This window comes from Variovorax davisae, from assembly GCF_030316845.1.
Taxonomy (GTDB): Bacteria; Pseudomonadota; Gammaproteobacteria; order Burkholderiales; family Burkholderiaceae_C; genus Variovorax; species Variovorax davisae.
The window spans coordinates 67,291-82,837 of the sequence record NZ_JASZYS010000013.1; the positions used below are offsets into that span (position 1 = coordinate 67,291).

General features: G+C 72.7%; 14 protein-coding genes. All 14 read right to left on the reverse strand.

All coding sequences use genetic code 11. The annotated features are described in order from the left end of the window. Positions 1-7: 7 nt before the first annotated feature. Genes QTI33_RS26025 through QTI33_RS26090 form a run of 14 tightly spaced genes read right to left on the reverse strand, consistent with a single transcriptional unit; the run spans position 8 to position 15,526 of the window. Positions 8-2,023 carry a hypothetical protein gene (locus QTI33_RS26025; protein ID WP_286509259.1) on the reverse strand — a complete coding sequence of 672 codons (2,016 nt, stop codon included), beginning with the start codon at positions 2,021-2,023 and terminating at the stop codon, positions 8-10. Then, a complete protein-coding gene (locus QTI33_RS26030) occupies positions 2,020-4,803 on the reverse strand; it encodes a putative baseplate assembly protein (protein WP_286509260.1) in 2,784 nt (927 codons plus the stop codon). The genes QTI33_RS26025 and QTI33_RS26030 overlap by 4 nt, the downstream gene beginning before the upstream one ends. Further along, on the reverse strand, positions 4,800-7,280 hold the full coding sequence (locus QTI33_RS26035) for a putative baseplate assembly protein (RefSeq protein ID WP_286509261.1): 2,481 nt from the start codon (positions 7,278-7,280) through the stop codon (positions 4,800-4,802). Before QTI33_RS26035 ends, QTI33_RS26030 begins: the two co-directional genes overlap by 4 nt. Before the next feature lies 1 nt (position 7,281). Next, the gene (locus QTI33_RS26040; protein ID WP_286509262.1) at positions 7,282-7,641 is read right to left on the reverse strand and encodes a GPW/gp25 family protein; all 360 of its coding nucleotides are present in this window, start codon (positions 7,639-7,641) and stop codon (positions 7,282-7,284) included. Continuing rightward, on the reverse strand, positions 7,641-7,961 hold the full coding sequence (locus QTI33_RS26045; protein WP_286509263.1) for a hypothetical protein: 321 nt from the start codon (positions 7,959-7,961) through the stop codon (positions 7,641-7,643). Before QTI33_RS26045 ends, QTI33_RS26040 begins: the two co-directional genes overlap by 1 nt. Next, complete coding sequence (locus tag QTI33_RS26050; RefSeq protein WP_286509264.1) at positions 7,961-8,458, reverse strand: phage baseplate assembly protein V; 498 nt, start codon at positions 8,456-8,458, stop codon at positions 7,961-7,963. Before QTI33_RS26050 ends, QTI33_RS26045 begins: the two co-directional genes overlap by 1 nt. Further along, positions 8,455-9,591 (reverse strand): hypothetical protein, encoded by a 1,137-nt coding sequence (locus tag QTI33_RS26055; protein WP_286509265.1) that lies wholly within the window; start codon positions 9,589-9,591, stop codon positions 8,455-8,457. The genes QTI33_RS26050 and QTI33_RS26055 overlap by 4 nt, the downstream gene beginning before the upstream one ends. A gap of 3 nt (positions 9,592-9,594) precedes the next feature. Then, positions 9,595-9,882, reverse strand: a complete 288-nt coding sequence (locus QTI33_RS26060; protein WP_286509266.1) for a LysM peptidoglycan-binding domain-containing protein — start codon at positions 9,880-9,882, stop codon at positions 9,595-9,597. A gap of 3 nt (positions 9,883-9,885) precedes the next feature. Further along, positions 9,886-10,557 carry a hypothetical protein gene (locus QTI33_RS26065; protein WP_286509267.1) on the reverse strand — a complete coding sequence of 224 codons (672 nt, stop codon included), beginning with the start codon at positions 10,555-10,557 and terminating at the stop codon, positions 9,886-9,888. Beyond that, entirely contained in the window at positions 10,554-10,790 is a 237-nt protein-coding gene (locus tag QTI33_RS26070; RefSeq protein ID WP_286509268.1) for a hypothetical protein, read from the reverse strand. The genes QTI33_RS26065 and QTI33_RS26070 overlap by 4 nt, the downstream gene beginning before the upstream one ends. Further along, positions 10,787-12,769 (reverse strand): ATP-binding protein, encoded by a 1,983-nt coding sequence (locus QTI33_RS26075; protein WP_286509269.1) that lies wholly within the window; start codon positions 12,767-12,769, stop codon positions 10,787-10,789. The genes QTI33_RS26070 and QTI33_RS26075 overlap by 4 nt, the downstream gene beginning before the upstream one ends. Further along, entirely contained in the window at positions 12,766-13,983 is a 1,218-nt protein-coding gene (locus QTI33_RS26080; RefSeq protein ID WP_286509270.1) for a Pvc16 family protein, read from the reverse strand. Before QTI33_RS26080 ends, QTI33_RS26075 begins: the two co-directional genes overlap by 4 nt. Then, complete coding sequence (locus QTI33_RS26085; protein WP_286509271.1) at positions 13,980-14,789, reverse strand: hypothetical protein; 810 nt, start codon at positions 14,787-14,789, stop codon at positions 13,980-13,982. Before QTI33_RS26085 ends, QTI33_RS26080 begins: the two co-directional genes overlap by 4 nt. Further along, entirely contained in the window at positions 14,789-15,526 is a 738-nt protein-coding gene (locus QTI33_RS26090) for a T4 family baseplate hub assembly chaperone (protein WP_286509272.1), read from the reverse strand. The genes QTI33_RS26085 and QTI33_RS26090 overlap by 1 nt, the downstream gene beginning before the upstream one ends. Positions 15,527-15,547 lie beyond the last annotated feature (21 nt).

The following is a 15,547-nucleotide window of genomic DNA, read 5'->3' on the forward strand; positions in this document are numbered from 1 at the left end:
CTTCGGCTCAGTCGGCGAAAAGCAGGCCGCCGTCGAGTCCGACGCGCAGGTACTCCGCCAGGCGCAGGCGCAGGTTGCTCTCGCGCTGCTGGGCCATCTGTTCGTGATGGACGCCCATCTCGGCGCCGTCTTCGGCCCCGCTGCGGATCTCGCTCGCCGAGCGCCGGGCCAGCTGGCCATAGGACGCGTCGCCGTAGCGCAGCGAATCGAAGAGCGGCACCACGCGGCTGGCGTCCGCCGCCGCCGCCGGCTGGCAGCGGTAGCGGCGCGGCACGATCGATTCGAGCGGCAGGTAGGAGAAGCGCAGGCAGCCCTGCTGCCGCCGTTCGGACCACACCGGGGCCGGCCAGGGCGGGGCGGCGCCGCTGGCGCGTGCGTGGAAGATGCAGTTCGAGGCCGCCTCGATCGCCGCGCTGTGGACGCGGCCGACCAAGGTGCTGTCGGTCGCCTGCAGTGCGCCGCCTGCCGCGTTGCCGTCGACCGCCGCGAAGGCCACCGAGGCGGGATCCCCGGCATCGACGATGCAGTGGCTCAGGCTCACCGGGCATTCGGCGGCGATGCGCAGCGCGCCGACCACGCAATGGTCGAGCTCGACACGGGTGCCCTTCGTCTCGACGACCAGGCTGGGCGCGCCGGGCTGGGCGGCGCTGCCGTCGCTCTTCAGCGTCGACCCCGGCACCAGCGTGCAATGCACCAGCCGCAGCGTGTTCGGCCCCTGCCCGTTGGCGGTGGCCGCCAGGTGCAGCGCCCCGCCGCTGATGACCAGGCCGTTGAGCGTCAGCTCGGAACCGGCCGCGCCGCTGATCTTGAGTTCGCCCGCCAGCTGCAGCACCGGCCGTGTCTGGTCGGCGGCCCGCAGTTCGACCACCGCGTTGGCCGCCAGCGCCATCGACGGCGTCTCGGCCCAGGTCGCGCTGCCCGGGAACTGCACCGCGCCGCCGGCGCTGACGGCGCCGAGGGCGGCCTGCACGCTGCCGTTCGCGGCCTGGACCTCGACCACGGGTCGGAGGCCGAGCGAGAGCGTGGCCAGGCGCTCGTATTCGCCGCCGCCGAGGTCCGCTTCGCTGGCGCGATGGAACCACACCGCCAGCGGCCGGGCCGGCGCGGCGGCGAAGGCGATGCGCCCGCGCTGCGGATCGATCAGCACGCTGCCCGCGGCCGGCACGTGCGCCCACTGGGTGCCGGCGGCGTCGAGGTCCGACAGGTCGGCCGCCAGCAGCGTCGTGCCGGCGGGCAGGCCGCCGATGAACAGCGACTGGTCGGGCCCGTAGAAGCCGTCCAGGTCGGCCGCCAGCGCCCGGCGGCTGATGGCCACCGGCAGGTTCGCTTCGCCCGCCAGCGGCGCGTCGGCCGGCAGCGGCTGCGGGCGGTTGAACAGCTGCGTGTCGGCGCCGAGCGGATCGAAGAAGAAGCGCAGGCTGTCGCGCGCGAAGGCCGTGGCCTGCGACAGGCCGGCGCTGCGCTGGGTCCACAGGTGGATGCCGACGTTCGGCAGGTTCCAGCGGCCGCCGCCTCCGAGCCCGCGCACGTCGACGCCGTGCGCCGCGCCGTCGAAGGGCGAGCCGATGCGTTCGAGCAGCGGCTGGCGGCGCAGGTCGAGCGTGCCGCCGGCGCCCGGGCGCACGTGCTTCACGCATTGCGTGGCCGCCAGGCCGAGGAAGTATTCGACGACGTGCGCGTCCCAGCCCGTGACGTCGCGGGCCAGCCGCTCGAGCACGGTGACCGTGCCCTTGCCGCGCCGCAGGTTGATGGTGTTGGCCACCTCGGCGCGCGGGCTGCTGACGGTCGCGGCCACGCCGTTGAGCTGCCGGTAGCCGATCAGGTCGCCGATGTAGGGCACGACCCAGTCGGCGCAGGTCTCGATGAACTGGTCGTCGTAGAGCTGCGCCAGGTCTTCCTGCAGCACCTGCACCTGCTCGGCCAGCACGTCGAGCAGGCGCGCGAGCGCGCCGCCCTGGTCGGCGTCGCGCAGCCGGTAGATCGCGGGCAGCAGCTGGAGCAGGGCGGCGCCGTCGAGTGTCATGGGGGTGCCTCCGCCCAGGTCGCGACCAGGTCCAGCGGCCTCGGGTCCAGGGTGAGCAATTCGGCCGCCAGGACGCTCGCGTCGGAGCCGACCTGGGGCAGCGCCGCATCGATCTGCGCGTTCTCGCGCAGCACGGCCAGGCGCGCGGCCGGCACGAACAAGGCGGTGTCGGTGCGCCGCAGCGACCTCACCTGCACCGCCACCACGCCCGGCACGCCCTGCAGCAGGGCGATGACCTCGCTGCGCGCCACCGGCTGGCCGAAGCCGCGGCGCGCGAAGGAGAACGCGGCGCGCGCCGCCTGCTGCGCGGCGGCCAGCACGGCGTCCATGTCCCGGGTCGGGTCGATCATCAGGGTGGCGCTGAAGGTGAAGGCGCCGCGCCGGTAGCTGCTGAGCCGGACCGGCACGTTCGGCTCGGCCGCATCGCCGATCGCCGAAAGCAGGTGGCCGAAGACCGCGCCCCCCGCTGCCACGTCGGCACCGTCGATGCCGGCGACCGTGAGGAAGACGCCGCGGGTCTGGCCGAACCAGGTCCAGGTGGCGAGCGCCTTCGCGATGCCGCCGAAGGCGCGGGCGAAGTCCTCGTAGTCCTGCAGCGAGACGATGCGCCCGAGCGTGCTCAGGCCCAGCGCGGCATTGGCGCGGATGTCGTCGGCGGTCTCGGCGTCGGTGCCGCCGGTGGCGGGCGTGGGATTGCTGACACCCTGCACACCCAGCGGGCGCGTCTGCAGCAGCGTCAGCTGGCCGGCCGCGACATTGCCGACCGCGCCGATGCCCTTGCGGTAGCTGGCGAGGATGTTCTCGCTGCCGGTCGGGGGGCGCGCCCCGTGGCTGCCGTCGCCGAAGCCGACCACGGTGCTGCCGTCGTCGCCGAGGCGGGCGACATAGACGCGGTCGCGGGCGCCGCTGCCGAAGAAGTCGTGCACCTCGCGCCACAGCACGCCGTTCACGCGCACGGCGAGAGTCGATGCGACACCGCTGGGCGTCGCCGCGCTGACATGGGTGAGCGGCGCCTGCCGCAAGGTGAAGCGCTGCGAAGGCAGGCTCGCATTGCCGCTGCCGAGCACCTCGCTCACCGCGCTGCCGTGGGTGGCGGCCGCCACGTTGCCATTGATCGTGACGGTCTTGCGCACGTAGGCCTGGGTCAGCGCGCTGACCAGGGTCAGGCTGGTGCCGCCGTCGGCGCCGATCGCGTGCGCGACCGCCTGGATCTGCACCATCTCGCTGGCCTGGTTGCCGGGCGCGTCGGCGAGTTCGCCGCTGACGATCAGCCGCTGGCCGGCATAGAGGCCGTCGACCCAGGTGTCGAGGTCGATCTGGCTGTCGGCCGGCAGCGGATCCTCGTTCGGCAGGCGGGCCAGGGGCAGCGCCTCGCTCTCGGCCTGCAGCGTCGCGCCGCGGTAGCTGCTGAAAGTCGGGTAGCCGATCGACACCGGGCCGCTGTCGCTCTGGCCGACCACCGACAGCCGCAGCTGGGTCGCCTTGCCGGTCATCGTGTATTTCGCGGCGCCGTGCTCGGCCACGCCGTCGACGTTGGCGACCACCCAGTGGTCGCCCTGGGCGTCGCTCCATCGCAGTGCGGCGAAGCTGGGGGCCGCATCGCCGCCCGGGGCGATGCGCGGGTAGCTGGCATCGAGCAGTGGGTCGAGCACGTCGGTGGGCGGCACCCAGTCGCCGCCCGCCACGTACTCGTTCGAGTACTGGGCCGCGATGACGGCCGGCAGACTGCGCGGATCGGGCGCGTTGTAGCCGAAGAGCGAAGCCTTGGTGCGCAGCGCATGGACGCTGGTCGCGGCCGGCGGCGACCAGGCCGCGAGGGTGCGGAACAAGTGCCTGAGCTTGAGTCCGAAGCGCCAGCCGAAGACCCTCAGGTCGTCGGCGCGGGCGACGAAGGGCACGTGGGCCGCGAGCGCCTGCTGCGTCACGAAGGACCAGTTGCGCGGCGCTGCGAAGGTGGCCGCGAGGTGCAGCGGCACGGTCTGGGCCCGCAGCGACTCGAAGGCGATCCGCGGGCGCCGCGGGCGCGGCGGCGGCGGCGCCGGTGCCGGCACCTGGGCCCCGGAGATCGCCGGGCGCAGCGCCACCCGGGTCTGCTGCTCGGCCGCCATCGGCGTCACGCCGGCCACCGTGCGCAGCACCGGGCGGCTGCCGGCGTCGCTGGGCGCCACGACCACGCTGTCGCCGGGCTTGAGTCCCGTCGACACGCCGCTCAAAAGGATCTCCGTGGTGTCGGCGTCCACCGTCTGCGCGAGGCTCAGGCTGGGGCGGAACGCATTCCATTCGACCCGGACCGGGACGGCGTCGAGGGTCTCGAAGGTCTGCGGCAGGCCGCCGGGCAGGGGAACGCTCTGCACCCGCGTGCCGGCCGGCACGTCGACGGCCGTCGGCGCGCCGGGCGCCTGCATCAGCGTGAAGGCGAGCCAGGTGCTCGCGGCCACGCCGGGCTGCGGCACGTAGCCGACCAGTTCCGCCAGGCCCGCGAGCGAGCGCCGCTCGGTGGCGGTGCGCAGGAAGGATTCGTTGGCGATGCGCTCCTGGTAGAAGCTGAGCACATCGGCCACGCTGGCCCAGGCGTCGATCAGGCCGAGCGTGAAATCGGCCGGATCGCGCGTGCGCAGCTCGGGCAGGGTGCCCAGGCGCGCCTGCATGCTTTCCTTGAAGAGCGGCTGTGTTCCGACCCGGTAGGTGATCGTCGACAGGCCGGCGCGGTTGGCCACCACCGCCGGCGTCTGCGGCGACGTGCCGGCGCAGGCGCCGCAGGCGTCCAGTTCCCCGCTCATTTCCCGCCCCTCACCGTGAAGCTGAACACGCCGCGCTCCGCAAAGTCCGGGTCGTTGTCCAGCCGGGCCACTTCGAGCCGCCCGATCGGCAGCACGCCGGCGTCGAGGGCCGCGCGGCCCGGCTCGCCGCGCCGCTGGAAGGTCGTGATCTGCACCGACTCCACGCCGTCGATGGCCATCGCCGCCGCATACAGCGGGCTCGAATACACGTCCTGCCCGATGCGGAAGTTGTCGGGATGGAAGAGCCCGAGCCGCCCGTCGGGCCGCACGCGGCTGTTGAAGACTTCCGACAGGGCCTGCGCGACCTCGGCGCCGAAGTAGTCGGGCCGTACGCGGACCTGCATCGCGATGTCGAGCGGCACCGCGATCGGCGCCTCGATCTCCAGGTCGTGGCCGGCCATGCGCAGGCCGTCGAGCGACTGCGCGAGCCGGGCTTGGGTCGCCGCGTCCAGCGCGCCGCCGCCGAAGGGATCGACGGTGACCAGCACGCTGCGCCAGCTGCCGGTCCAGCGCATCGTGGCGGCCGCGCTCTGGACGCCGGGCAGCTGCGCGGCCCGCCGGGCGTAGTCGTCGGTCGTGACCGCGCGCTGCTGCGTGCGCAGCGCATGCGGCGCCTTGGCGCGCACCGAGGCGATGCTTTCGGGCTCGCTGCCGCCGCCCGCCGGCAGCGGCTGGCGGATGCCGACGATGGCCGGCTCGTCGGTCACGATGCGCACCAGCGTGCCGGCGCCGACATTGCCGGCGCTGCCGGTGCCGACGCGGTAGCTGGCGCTGAACGCCGTGCCGGAGGCAGGACGCCGGCCGTGGGCGCCGTCGCCGAAGCGCAGCCACGCCGCGCCGGCGTCGTCGGGCTCGACGACGAAGTGCGGATCGTCGGCGTGGCTGCCGAGCAGGTCCCGCTGCGCGAACCAGTCGACCGACAGCCCTTCGAGCTGGCCGGCGAGCTGGATCGCAGGCGTGGCGCTGGCGGCATCGGGCTGCTGCAGCGCCGTGGCCGAGGCGGCGAGATCGGTGGGATCGAAGGGCACGGCCCAGGTGAGCGGCGCGCGGGCCAGCCGCGGCCTGAAGCGCGGCGGCACCGGCTCGCGACGGGCTTCGCTGCACATCGCCCCGCTCGCCGCCGGCGCCCGGAACAGGGTCGGCGCAGGCACCTCGCCGATGGCCTCGGCGGCCGCCAGGCGCTGTCCATGGTCGGCCAGCACCATGTTGCCGCGGGCGACGCTGATGTCGCTCACGTCGCTCTCCGTGCTGTTCTTCGCGATGCGGGCCGACAGGCACAGCGGAAAGGCCAGGGCGTCGCCGGCGGCCCACGCGATCTGCGTCACGGGCTGCCGGTAGAGCGGGTCCTGCAGCGGCTGGCCCTTGGCGTCGTCGACCGCGACGCTGACCAGGCGCACCGCCTGGCGGTGGGTCGGGTCGGCGTCCGCGGCCAGCCCGGTCTCGGGCCCGAGCACTTCCTCGAACACCAGCACGTCGCCCGGCTTCAGGTTCGGAAAGCGGCCGCGCAGCGTGGCCCGCGTCGCGCCCCGGGGCAGCGCGCAGCGCCGGTCGCCCCAAGTGTGGAAGCCGATCTCCCGATGGGCCTGGAACAGCGTTGCGGCCTGGGCCGTCTCGAACACGACCGGCAGGCCCGCCAGCGCGGCGGCGTAGCCGGCCTTGGCGACCACCGGCGCCGCGCCGGCCTTGCCGCCGAGGATCGGCGTGTGCGCCGGCAGCGCCACGTTGTCGGCCTGCACCAGCACCTGCACCCAGGCGCGGGCGCTGCAGCCTTCCTGCATGAAGTAGTCGACGAGGCGGGCGTGGCGGCGCACCGAGGTGCGCAGGCGCGCCGTGCCCAGGTAGGCCTCGGTCGCCACCGCATCCTGCTGGTAGCTCAGGTAGTCGCCGACATAGGCCAGCATCTCGACCAGTGCGACGCCGAGGTCCGCCACGTGGCTCTCCTGCCAGCCGGGCACCTGCGTGGCGAGGCGGTCGAGCATGAGCTGGCGCAAGCCTGCGTAGTCCTTCGCCAGGTAGTTGAGTTCCGGCACCGAAGCCACGGCGGGTGCGCAGGCGACCGACGACTGGCAGTCGAAGGGCGAGGGGCAATCCACCTTGAACGAGAACGGCGCCGAGGCCAGCACCGGGTCCATGCCCGCCATCGGCAGGCCGCTGCCATCGGGCTGCACCAGCTGCAGCGTGTAGGTCGAGAAGTCGCCGGGCCGGTCGACGTGCAGGACCAGCACGTTGTCGTCGTAGCTGGGCGGCTGGTCGACCCGGATGCCGGTGAAGCGCTCGCCGCCGCTGATGCGCACGTGGCCCGCCGTGATGCCCGCGGGCGCGGGCGCTCGCAGGAAGTGCACGCGCAGACCCTGCTGGAACTGCGCCCCCACGTCCACGACCTCGACGAAGTCGATGCCGTTGAGCGTGGTCGAGTTCGCGACGTCGATGCGTCGTTGGGCGTCGCAGCAGAGCGTCTGCGAATCAGCGAGGCTCATGCTAGCCACCCCCTCGCGTGAACTCGGCCGACATGCGCTGCTGCGTCGCCAGCACCACGTACTGCACCGTCACCGTCACCGTGCTCTCCACGCTCTCGACCTGCACGCCGGTGAACTTGATCAGGTCGCCCAGCCATTGCTGCAGCGCGCCCTGCACCAGGAACTGGGTGGCCGTTGCCAGCTCGGGGCTCGTGGGCGCAAACAACAGTTGCGCCAGCCCGGTCCCGAAGGTCGGCCGGTTCACGCGCTCGCCCGGCGCCGTGAACAGCACCTGCTCGATGAGGTCCCGGATGTGGTCGTCGCCGGCGGCCTGCGCCGTGCGGCCCTGGGCGTCGAATCCGTAGGGATAGTCGAGCTGCATCACATTCCCCTGGCGCGAACCTGCGAAGGCGCGACCAGCACGCCGGTGCCGTTGGGCACGCACTGCGCCTGGCTGTCCACCAGCAGCACCGGCGCGCCGCCGGCCTTGACGCGGGTCGCGACCGTGGTCCAGGCGGCGCTCACGCAGGGGCTCGGCGAGCCCGAGATGTTGAAGGGGCAGGCCGAGACCATGTAGGCCGCGGCCTGCGTCACCACCGCCTGCTTGTTCAGCGTCACTCTCGGGAAGGGCGCCGTCGCCTTCGCCTGCCCGGCGTGCATGCAGGTCACCACCGAGGTCTGGTCGAGCAGGAAGCCGGGCATCAGGTCACCTCCAGCGCGCCGTCGTTGATCGACACGCCCGCGGCACCGATCGCGATGCTGAACGCGGCCATGGCCAGCTTGATGCCGTCCGAGTCGAGCGTGAGCTTGAGCGGCACCGCGACGGCTGGCGGACCGACCTCCAGTATGAAGCCGCCCACGCCGGGCAGGTCGCTCAGCTGGAGGCTGATGCAGTCGGTCTTGAACACCTTCATCTCCGCCACGGCCGGCATCGCCGGCACCTCGCCCGCGCCCCAGAAGCAGCCGCTCCAGATCGGCTGCTCGGGATTGCCGCCCTCGAACTCGACCCAGATGTTGGCGCCGACCGGCGGCACGGCGAAGAAGCCCACGCCCGAGCCGCCGTAGGGTGCGCAGGGCAGGGCCCACGACAGCGTGCCATCGCCGAGCACCGCGGCGACGCTCACCTGCACCCGCCCGAGCATCATCGGATCGACGTTGTTCTCGACCTTGCCGCGGTACTTGCCATAGAAGGGATTCATGGCCTTACAACCGGAACCGTCGACCCCCAGCCTTCGCGCGCCAGCGTGAACGACTGCGAATAGTTTTCCTTGCGGATGCGGTGGCGGACGTTCTTCACGTACCAGAGCCCGTCGTGCAGGTAGCCCGCCCCGCGCACGCCGACGACGCCGCGCGGCTGCAGGATGTCGCCATAGCGCAGGGCATCGAGCTCGCCGTGGGCGACCACCAGGTCCATCGAGTCTTCGATCAGGGCCTGGGCGCGGCCGTAGGCCTGCATCGCATCGACCCCCGACTCGCGGAAGCGGGTGGTGCGCACGTTCGGCTGGTCCACCAGCCAGGCGGGCAGGGCGGCCAGCGGCGGCCGCAGGCTCGCGAACAGCCGCACCGGCAGCGCCTGGTTGGTCAGGCGGTCCTGCACCTTGCCGCTCACCTGGGTCGGGCCGAGGCCGTTGCTGTGGACGCTGAAGTCGCTGACGTTGCTGTTCGGCCCCATGTTGACCGTGATCGCGCTCTGCGGCAGCCCGGCCCGCACGGGCGGTCCCCAGTAGGCGGTGTTGGTCATCGGCACCGGGCCGGGCACGATGTAGAACACATAGCCGTGGCGCAGCGCCAGGAAGCGCAGGTGCTCGAGGTCGGTGCGCAGCTGCACCGGCACGCGGTCGATCGGCAGCGGCGGATCGATCACCGGCGGCGGGATCAGCTTCGGTATCAGGCCGTACTCGGCATAGCTGCCGATGAGCTTCAGCGCGACCAGCCCGTCGTCGAGGCCCACATGCTCGGCGCTCTTCTCCTCCAGGTCGAGCTTGACGCTCACGTCGTCGCCGGTCAGCGTGACGAACGAGCGCCCGGGCTCGTGGCTGGCGGAGAACTCGCGCTGCGTCACGAAGCCGTCCATCAGCACCCGCGGCGTCGCATTGAAGGTGACGATCACGATCACGCGGTTCCAGGTCTGCAGCAGGGGACTGGCGAGCAGGGCGTAGTCGAGCAGGTCGGCGGGTCCGGAGCGGCCGACCTGGAAGCGGATCTGGAAGCCCGATCGATCGTCGCCGGTGTGGACCTCCACCTCCTCGAGCGCCTCCATCAGGTTCACGGGCGCCGGCAGCGGCACCGAAGGGCCGATCAGCAGGGTCAGGTGGATGCCGAGGAAGTCCATGGCTCAGAACTGGGGCGAGGCGATGCGCAGCACGCGGCCGAGCGTCGCGGTGAGTTCGAAGGGGTCGAGCGCGTCGTTGGCGTCGCAGATGCGCCAGTACTGCTCCGGGTCGCCGAAGGTGCGGGCTGCGATCAGGTCGAGCCGGTCGCCCTGCGTGACCGTGACGCCCATCACCAGCGGCATCGCGCTGCCTGCCGGCAGGAAGCGGCGGCCGAAATAGCTCACGACGCGCCCGCCGGGGTCCGTGTGGGTCAAGACCGGAAGGCTGGCATAGCGGCTGGTCGTGGCCATGGTCTACATCCCCGTGCTGACGCCGCCGCTGAACGACAGCGAACCCGACGCCGACGCATTGCCGACCGTGTTGAGCGTGGCCATCGTCTCCTTGGCCACCTGGTGCGCCAGGAAGAGCGCGTAGCCCGGATGCGTGATCGGAAGGTCGTTGTAGCTGAGCACGCGCAGGCCGAGCTGCACCCTGGCGCGGGTCGGATTGAGCTTGACGTCGTAGGCCTCCTCGGTGATCGAGAAGGTGCTGATGCGAACCGGCAGCACCCGCTGCGGCCCCCAGATGAACAAGGTGAAGGGGGCGGCCGGCGGAATGATCTCGATCGTGCCGACCGCCAGCAGGATCGTGTTGGCGATGACCAGGCTGCTCTTCGGATAGACCAGCATCTCGAGTGCCGACAGCTGCGGATAGATGCCCGAGCCCACGGCCAGCGGGTTGGCCTGTTCGAGCTGGTCGGTGGCATCGATCTCGACGTCGAGCGAGATCGTCTCCACCGGCGCGCCCTTCAGGCGCAGTGCCTCGCCGCGGTCGCCGTCGTCCGAGCGCGTGGTCTGCGCCTCGATCTGGCGCGTCATGGTGTCGGGGTTGTACTGGAAGCTGATGATGCTGGCGAGCGGGTTGAACGGATCGATGCCGACGATCGCGCCCTTCACGAGGCGAGGCGAGCCCGGGAATCCGCTCATGGCCGGCCTCCACGCGATGCGCCCGGCATCGCCTGGTGCACCGCGGCGGCGATGCGGTGTTCGAGGCCCTGGCCCGCGACCGGTCCCTGCGGGATGGCCGGTTGGCGCGAAGCCCCCGCGTCGATGCGCTGCGCCAGCGCCTGCGACACGGCTTGCGCCAGCCGCTCGCGATCGATCGCGCCGGCGCTGCCCGCGTCGACGACCAGCCGGTCGATGTGCAGCTCGATCTTCATGCCTGCGCTCCCCGTGCGGCCAAGGGCCGGAAATCCGCTTCGTGGATCGGCCGCCCGAGCTTGAGCAGCTCGCTGCGCGCGGCCTCGTGGACCAGCGCCATGGTCACGCCACTGCCGCGGTGCGCGGCAAGAAACGCGGCGTTCAGCGCGATGCTGTGGATGCTGCCGCCGGTGCAGTCGAGCCGTGCCAGCTGCACCGGATCGAGCCCCTCGACCGGCGTGTCGGCGGGGAAGGCGCGCTGCCACATCAGCGCGCGCTCGTGCGGCCCGGGGTAGGTGAAAGGCACGACGAAGCGCAGCCGCCGCATGAAGGCCGCGTCCAGCGAGCCCTTCAGGTTCGTGGCCAGGATCGCCAGGCCGCGGAAGGCCTCGATGCGCTGCAGCAGGTAGTTGGTCTCGATGTTCGCGTAGCGGTCGTGGCTGTCGCGCACTTCGCTGCGCTTGCTGAACAGCGCGTCGGCCTCGTCGAAGAAGAGGATGCCGCCGCCGTCTTCCGCGGCATCGAAGATGCGCTGCAGGTTCTTCTCGGTCTCGCCGATGTACTTGCTGATGACGGCCGAGAGGTCGATGCGGTAGAGGTCGAGTTCGAGCGCATTGGCGATGACTTCGGCGGCCATCGTCTTGCCGGTTCCGCTCTCGCCGTGAAACAGCGCGCTGAGGCCCAGGCCCCGGCTCATCTTGCGTTCGAAGCCCCAGTCGCCGTAGACCCGGCGGCGCAGCGCGACCTGGGCCACGATCTGGTGCAGCAGCGACAGCGCGTCGGCGGGCAGCACGATGTCGCTCCATTCGGCCTTGGGCCGGATGCGCTGCGAGAGCAGGTCCATCTTCGAATGCGCGCATTGGCGGCAGGCCGCCCAGAGCGCCGCGGCGACGCTGTCGTCGCCGCGCTCGTCGGCCGCGAGCCCGGCGCTGCGCGCCATCGATGCGATCTGCGGCAGGTTGAAGTTGAACTGGCTCGCCAGCCGCGCCGCCAGCGCCTCGCGCGCATCGCCGAGCAGGCCGATCCAGGCCTGCGCCTGCTCGGTGGCGCTGGGCCGCTCGATCGCGGTCACGAGAAGACCCTCGCGGCCGCCGGCGCCGAGCGCATGCGCATCCCGCGTCGCGACGAAGGCCAGTTCGTGCAGCCGGTCGAGCAGCCGTCCCAGCACGGCCGCGCTGGCGTCGGAAGACTCGCCGGCGGGCACGTCGTGCGCATCGATGTAGAGCGCCAGCGGCATCAGCAGGCATTCGCGCCGCCAGAGCCGGCACCAGGCCTCGAGGTCGGCGCCTTGCGCCGGCAGCGCGGACAGCCCGACCCGTTCGAGGCGCAGGCCGAGCCCGGCCGCGACATGGGCCGCCACCAGCTGCTTGCTGGCGACGTCGATCCCGGTCAACTGCAGGGTCGGGGCGGCGCCTTCGTCGGCGGACCGGCGCACGAAGGCCAGCAGCGCATCCACCGGCGCCTGCTGCGAGGGCGGCAGCGGCTGCAGGTCGTCGCTGGCGATCGGCAGCAGCGAGGGCGCGATGCGCTCGTCCGGGCGATTGAGGCCCTTGACGTAGTCGACGATCCGGTCGTCGGCCCGCAGCGCGCTCATCGTCAGCGGCGTCGCGCCGCTGGCATGCACGTCGACCAGGCGCCAGTAGCGCAGCGGCCGGTCGGGCGACAGTGCCTCCCAGGCCGGATCGTCGAACAGCACCATCGCGAGCGCGAAGCTCGGCCAGGGCCGCGAGGGCTCGTCGAGCGCCTGCGCGCAGAGCGCGCCGATGCGGGTGTCGAGCGCCGCCGCGACGCACAGCAGCAGCACCTCGCGCTCGAACGACGACAGGCCCAGCCGCTGCGCGAGCACGGCCAGGGTCGGCACCGCCACGCGTTCGTCGGCGTCGCCGGCGGCGGCTGGCCCGCCGCCATCCGCCAGCCGCTGGAGCCGTTCGCGCAGCCCTGCGAGCGCCGCCCCGAGCGCCAGCTCGTTGCTCTGCAGCGGGGTGGCGCCGGCGTTCATGTGAGTGTCACCGTCGGGCCCACGTACTGGTGCAGGGTCGGGCTGCCGGGCGCTTCGTCCGCCACCAGCGCGCTGCAGGCGCCGTCGACCATGACCCGCGCCAGGTAGCTGCGGGCGACGAAGTTGGAGGGGATCGGGAACGAGACCGTGCCGCTGGTGTCGGGGTCGCCGGGCGCATGCGGCGCCGACGCGACCTGCTCGTCGTCGAGCAGCAGCACGGCGCGCTGGCTCCGGCCGACCGGCGGCGCCACGGGCAACTGCAGCACGGCGCCGCGCGCGACGCTGATCGGCGAGGCCGCGGCGATGCGCGGGCTGAGCATGAAGGCGGCGGCGTTGGACTCGAAGCCGACGCCCGGATGGACCACCGGCGGCGCGCCCAGCGGCACCTCCTGCACCACCCGAACGGTGTTCACGCCGGCCGGGACGCTGGCGGGGAGGGTGAAGGACAGGGTGCGCTCGGCGATCGTCTTCGGCAGCACCCGCAGACCGGCCACCACCACCTGCGTCGCCGGGTCACCCAGGTTCGCGCCCGCGAGCGTCATCGTCGCGCCCGGCGCGGCGACCTGCGGCGTCACCTGGTCGATCGAGGGCGTGCGCAGCGGCGCGACCACGATGCGCGCGCTGCGCACCGGTGGCGCGATCTTCTCGGGCCGGGCGCTGTCGATCAGGACCACGGAGGCCTCGTACGCGGCCGACAGGCGGTACTGCGTCTGGTAGGCCATCCAGAGCTTCGACATCTCCTCGAAGCCGAGCGAATGCGGCGTGATGCGCACCCGCTCGACCTGGCCCTGCACGTCGGCCGCGCCCAGCGCATCGGCGAGGTCGGCCGGCATCAGCAGCGGGTTGTCGTGCAAGGCCAGCATGGCGCGGCCGAGCAGCAGCTGCGCGATCAGCTCGTTGTCGTCCTGCCCGAAGGCCGTGAGCATGTAGTGCAGGTTGAGCGCCAGCGGCGGTTCGCCGCCGGCCGCGCCGCCGCGCGGCGGCAGGCCGTTGCTCAATGCCGGGTTGGGCACCGTGCTGTAGAGGTAGAGATTGAGCAGGTTGCCGTTGGCCGAGAAGCTGCGCACCTTGTCCAGCGGCAGCGTCGTCACCTGGACCTGGGTGGTGGGCACGGTGTCGGCCGGCAGGTTGGCGGGCAGCGGAGCCTGCAGCGCCTGGTTGACCAGGGCGCGCAGGCCGCGCGTCACGCTGGCGATGGCGAGTGCGCTGCTCATCGCCCGGGTCCTCCGGCACGGCGCTGCAGGTAGTCCTGCAGGCTCATCCGCGGCGCGGCGCGCGCCGGCTTCGCCGAGGGCCTGCGCGTCTGCCCGTCGGGCGATCGGACTTCGAGCCGTCCGATCGTGACCTGCACGACCGCGGACGGGTCGGCGGCTGTGGCCGCCGTCGTCTCGCGCTGCCTCGGTGCGGTCGCGGCGATCGATGCGGGGCCCGGCGTGCGCGTGTCGATCGCAGGCCGTCCGGCCTCCTCGGTCGGCGCGCGCCACGGCGCGATGCGGCCTGCCATGTCGACGCCTGCCATGCGGTGCTGCGCGGCCGCGACGGGCCGCGCGGGTGAAGGCACGCGCACGGCGTCCGGTGGCGGCGATGCGGCCTGGAACGAGGGCATCGCGGCGGCAAGGGCGGGCTCCGGGGCCAGCCGCTCGGCCGTGGCCGGAGCAGGTCCTTCGCGCGGCGTCGTTCGAAGGTCCTGCAACACAGGCGTCGAGCCATCCTGGATCGGCGGTAAGCCGGAGCTCTCGTGGATGACGGAAGTCCGGCGCTGTTCGAGCGGGCTGGCGCTTGCGCGCTCCGGCGGCATGGACGGCGCGAATGGCCGGCTGTCGTCGTCCCGGTCTTGCACGGCCTGCGTCGGCCGCGTGCGCATGGCGGGGGCAGGCAAGGCGTCGTCCTCGGCGGCCATGCCGGGCTCCGGCAGCGGGGCGGTGAACGGATCCGCGGCCTCGAAGCGCGACGAGGGGCGCGGCCTGATGAGGGGCCGGGGCGCGACGAGACGGGCGGCGAGACGGTCGAGGTAGCCCATCACGACAGCACCAGTGCGAGATAGGCGTCGCGCCGGGCGCGGCTCATCCCGAGGATCTCGGCTTCGCTCCAGCCATAGCGCGAGGCCAGCGCGTCCACTTCGGCGAGCAGGCGCGGCGCCCGCGCCTCGACCTCGGCCCAGCAGAAGGCGGCGAGGTCGAGCGGCTCGCTGAGCACGGCCTCGCACGCCGGACAGGCCATCGAGATCATTAGCTCCGCGGCCGGATCGGCGGCTTCCATCCAGCCGGCGGCTTCCTCCAGCAGCGCTGGCGGCAGATCCTCCGGCGCGACGGCTTCGCCCGTCCGCGTCGTGCCGGCCAGGCAGCGCGCCAGCAGGTGGCGATAGGCATGCCGGGCGTCGTCCACCTCGGCGAGCGCGATGCTGTCCGCGACACTCGGCAATCGCATCTCGAGGTGGTACTCCGGGGTCTCGATCGACCGCGTCGGCACCGCGCTCGATTCAGGCAGCCCGGCCGCGAGCGCACGCGCGTCGAGCTCGAACTCGAAGGCCTCGCCGCACTGCGGGCAGTCCGCGACGCAGGGAAGGCTGGCGCCGAAATTGCGTGCATGCAGCGCCAGCAAGCGACGCTCCCGCTCGCCGAGGCTCAACCCGGCCAGCTGCCCGCTCGCCAGTTCCGGCGCCGCCACCGCGAGCAGCGCGGCCGCGCGGCGCGGGAGCGTCTGTTGCCGCATGCTTTCCCACAGCTGGAGCAGGTCGGAGTCGGCCAGGGTGTCCATGGCAAACGCGCGGTGGAGGGC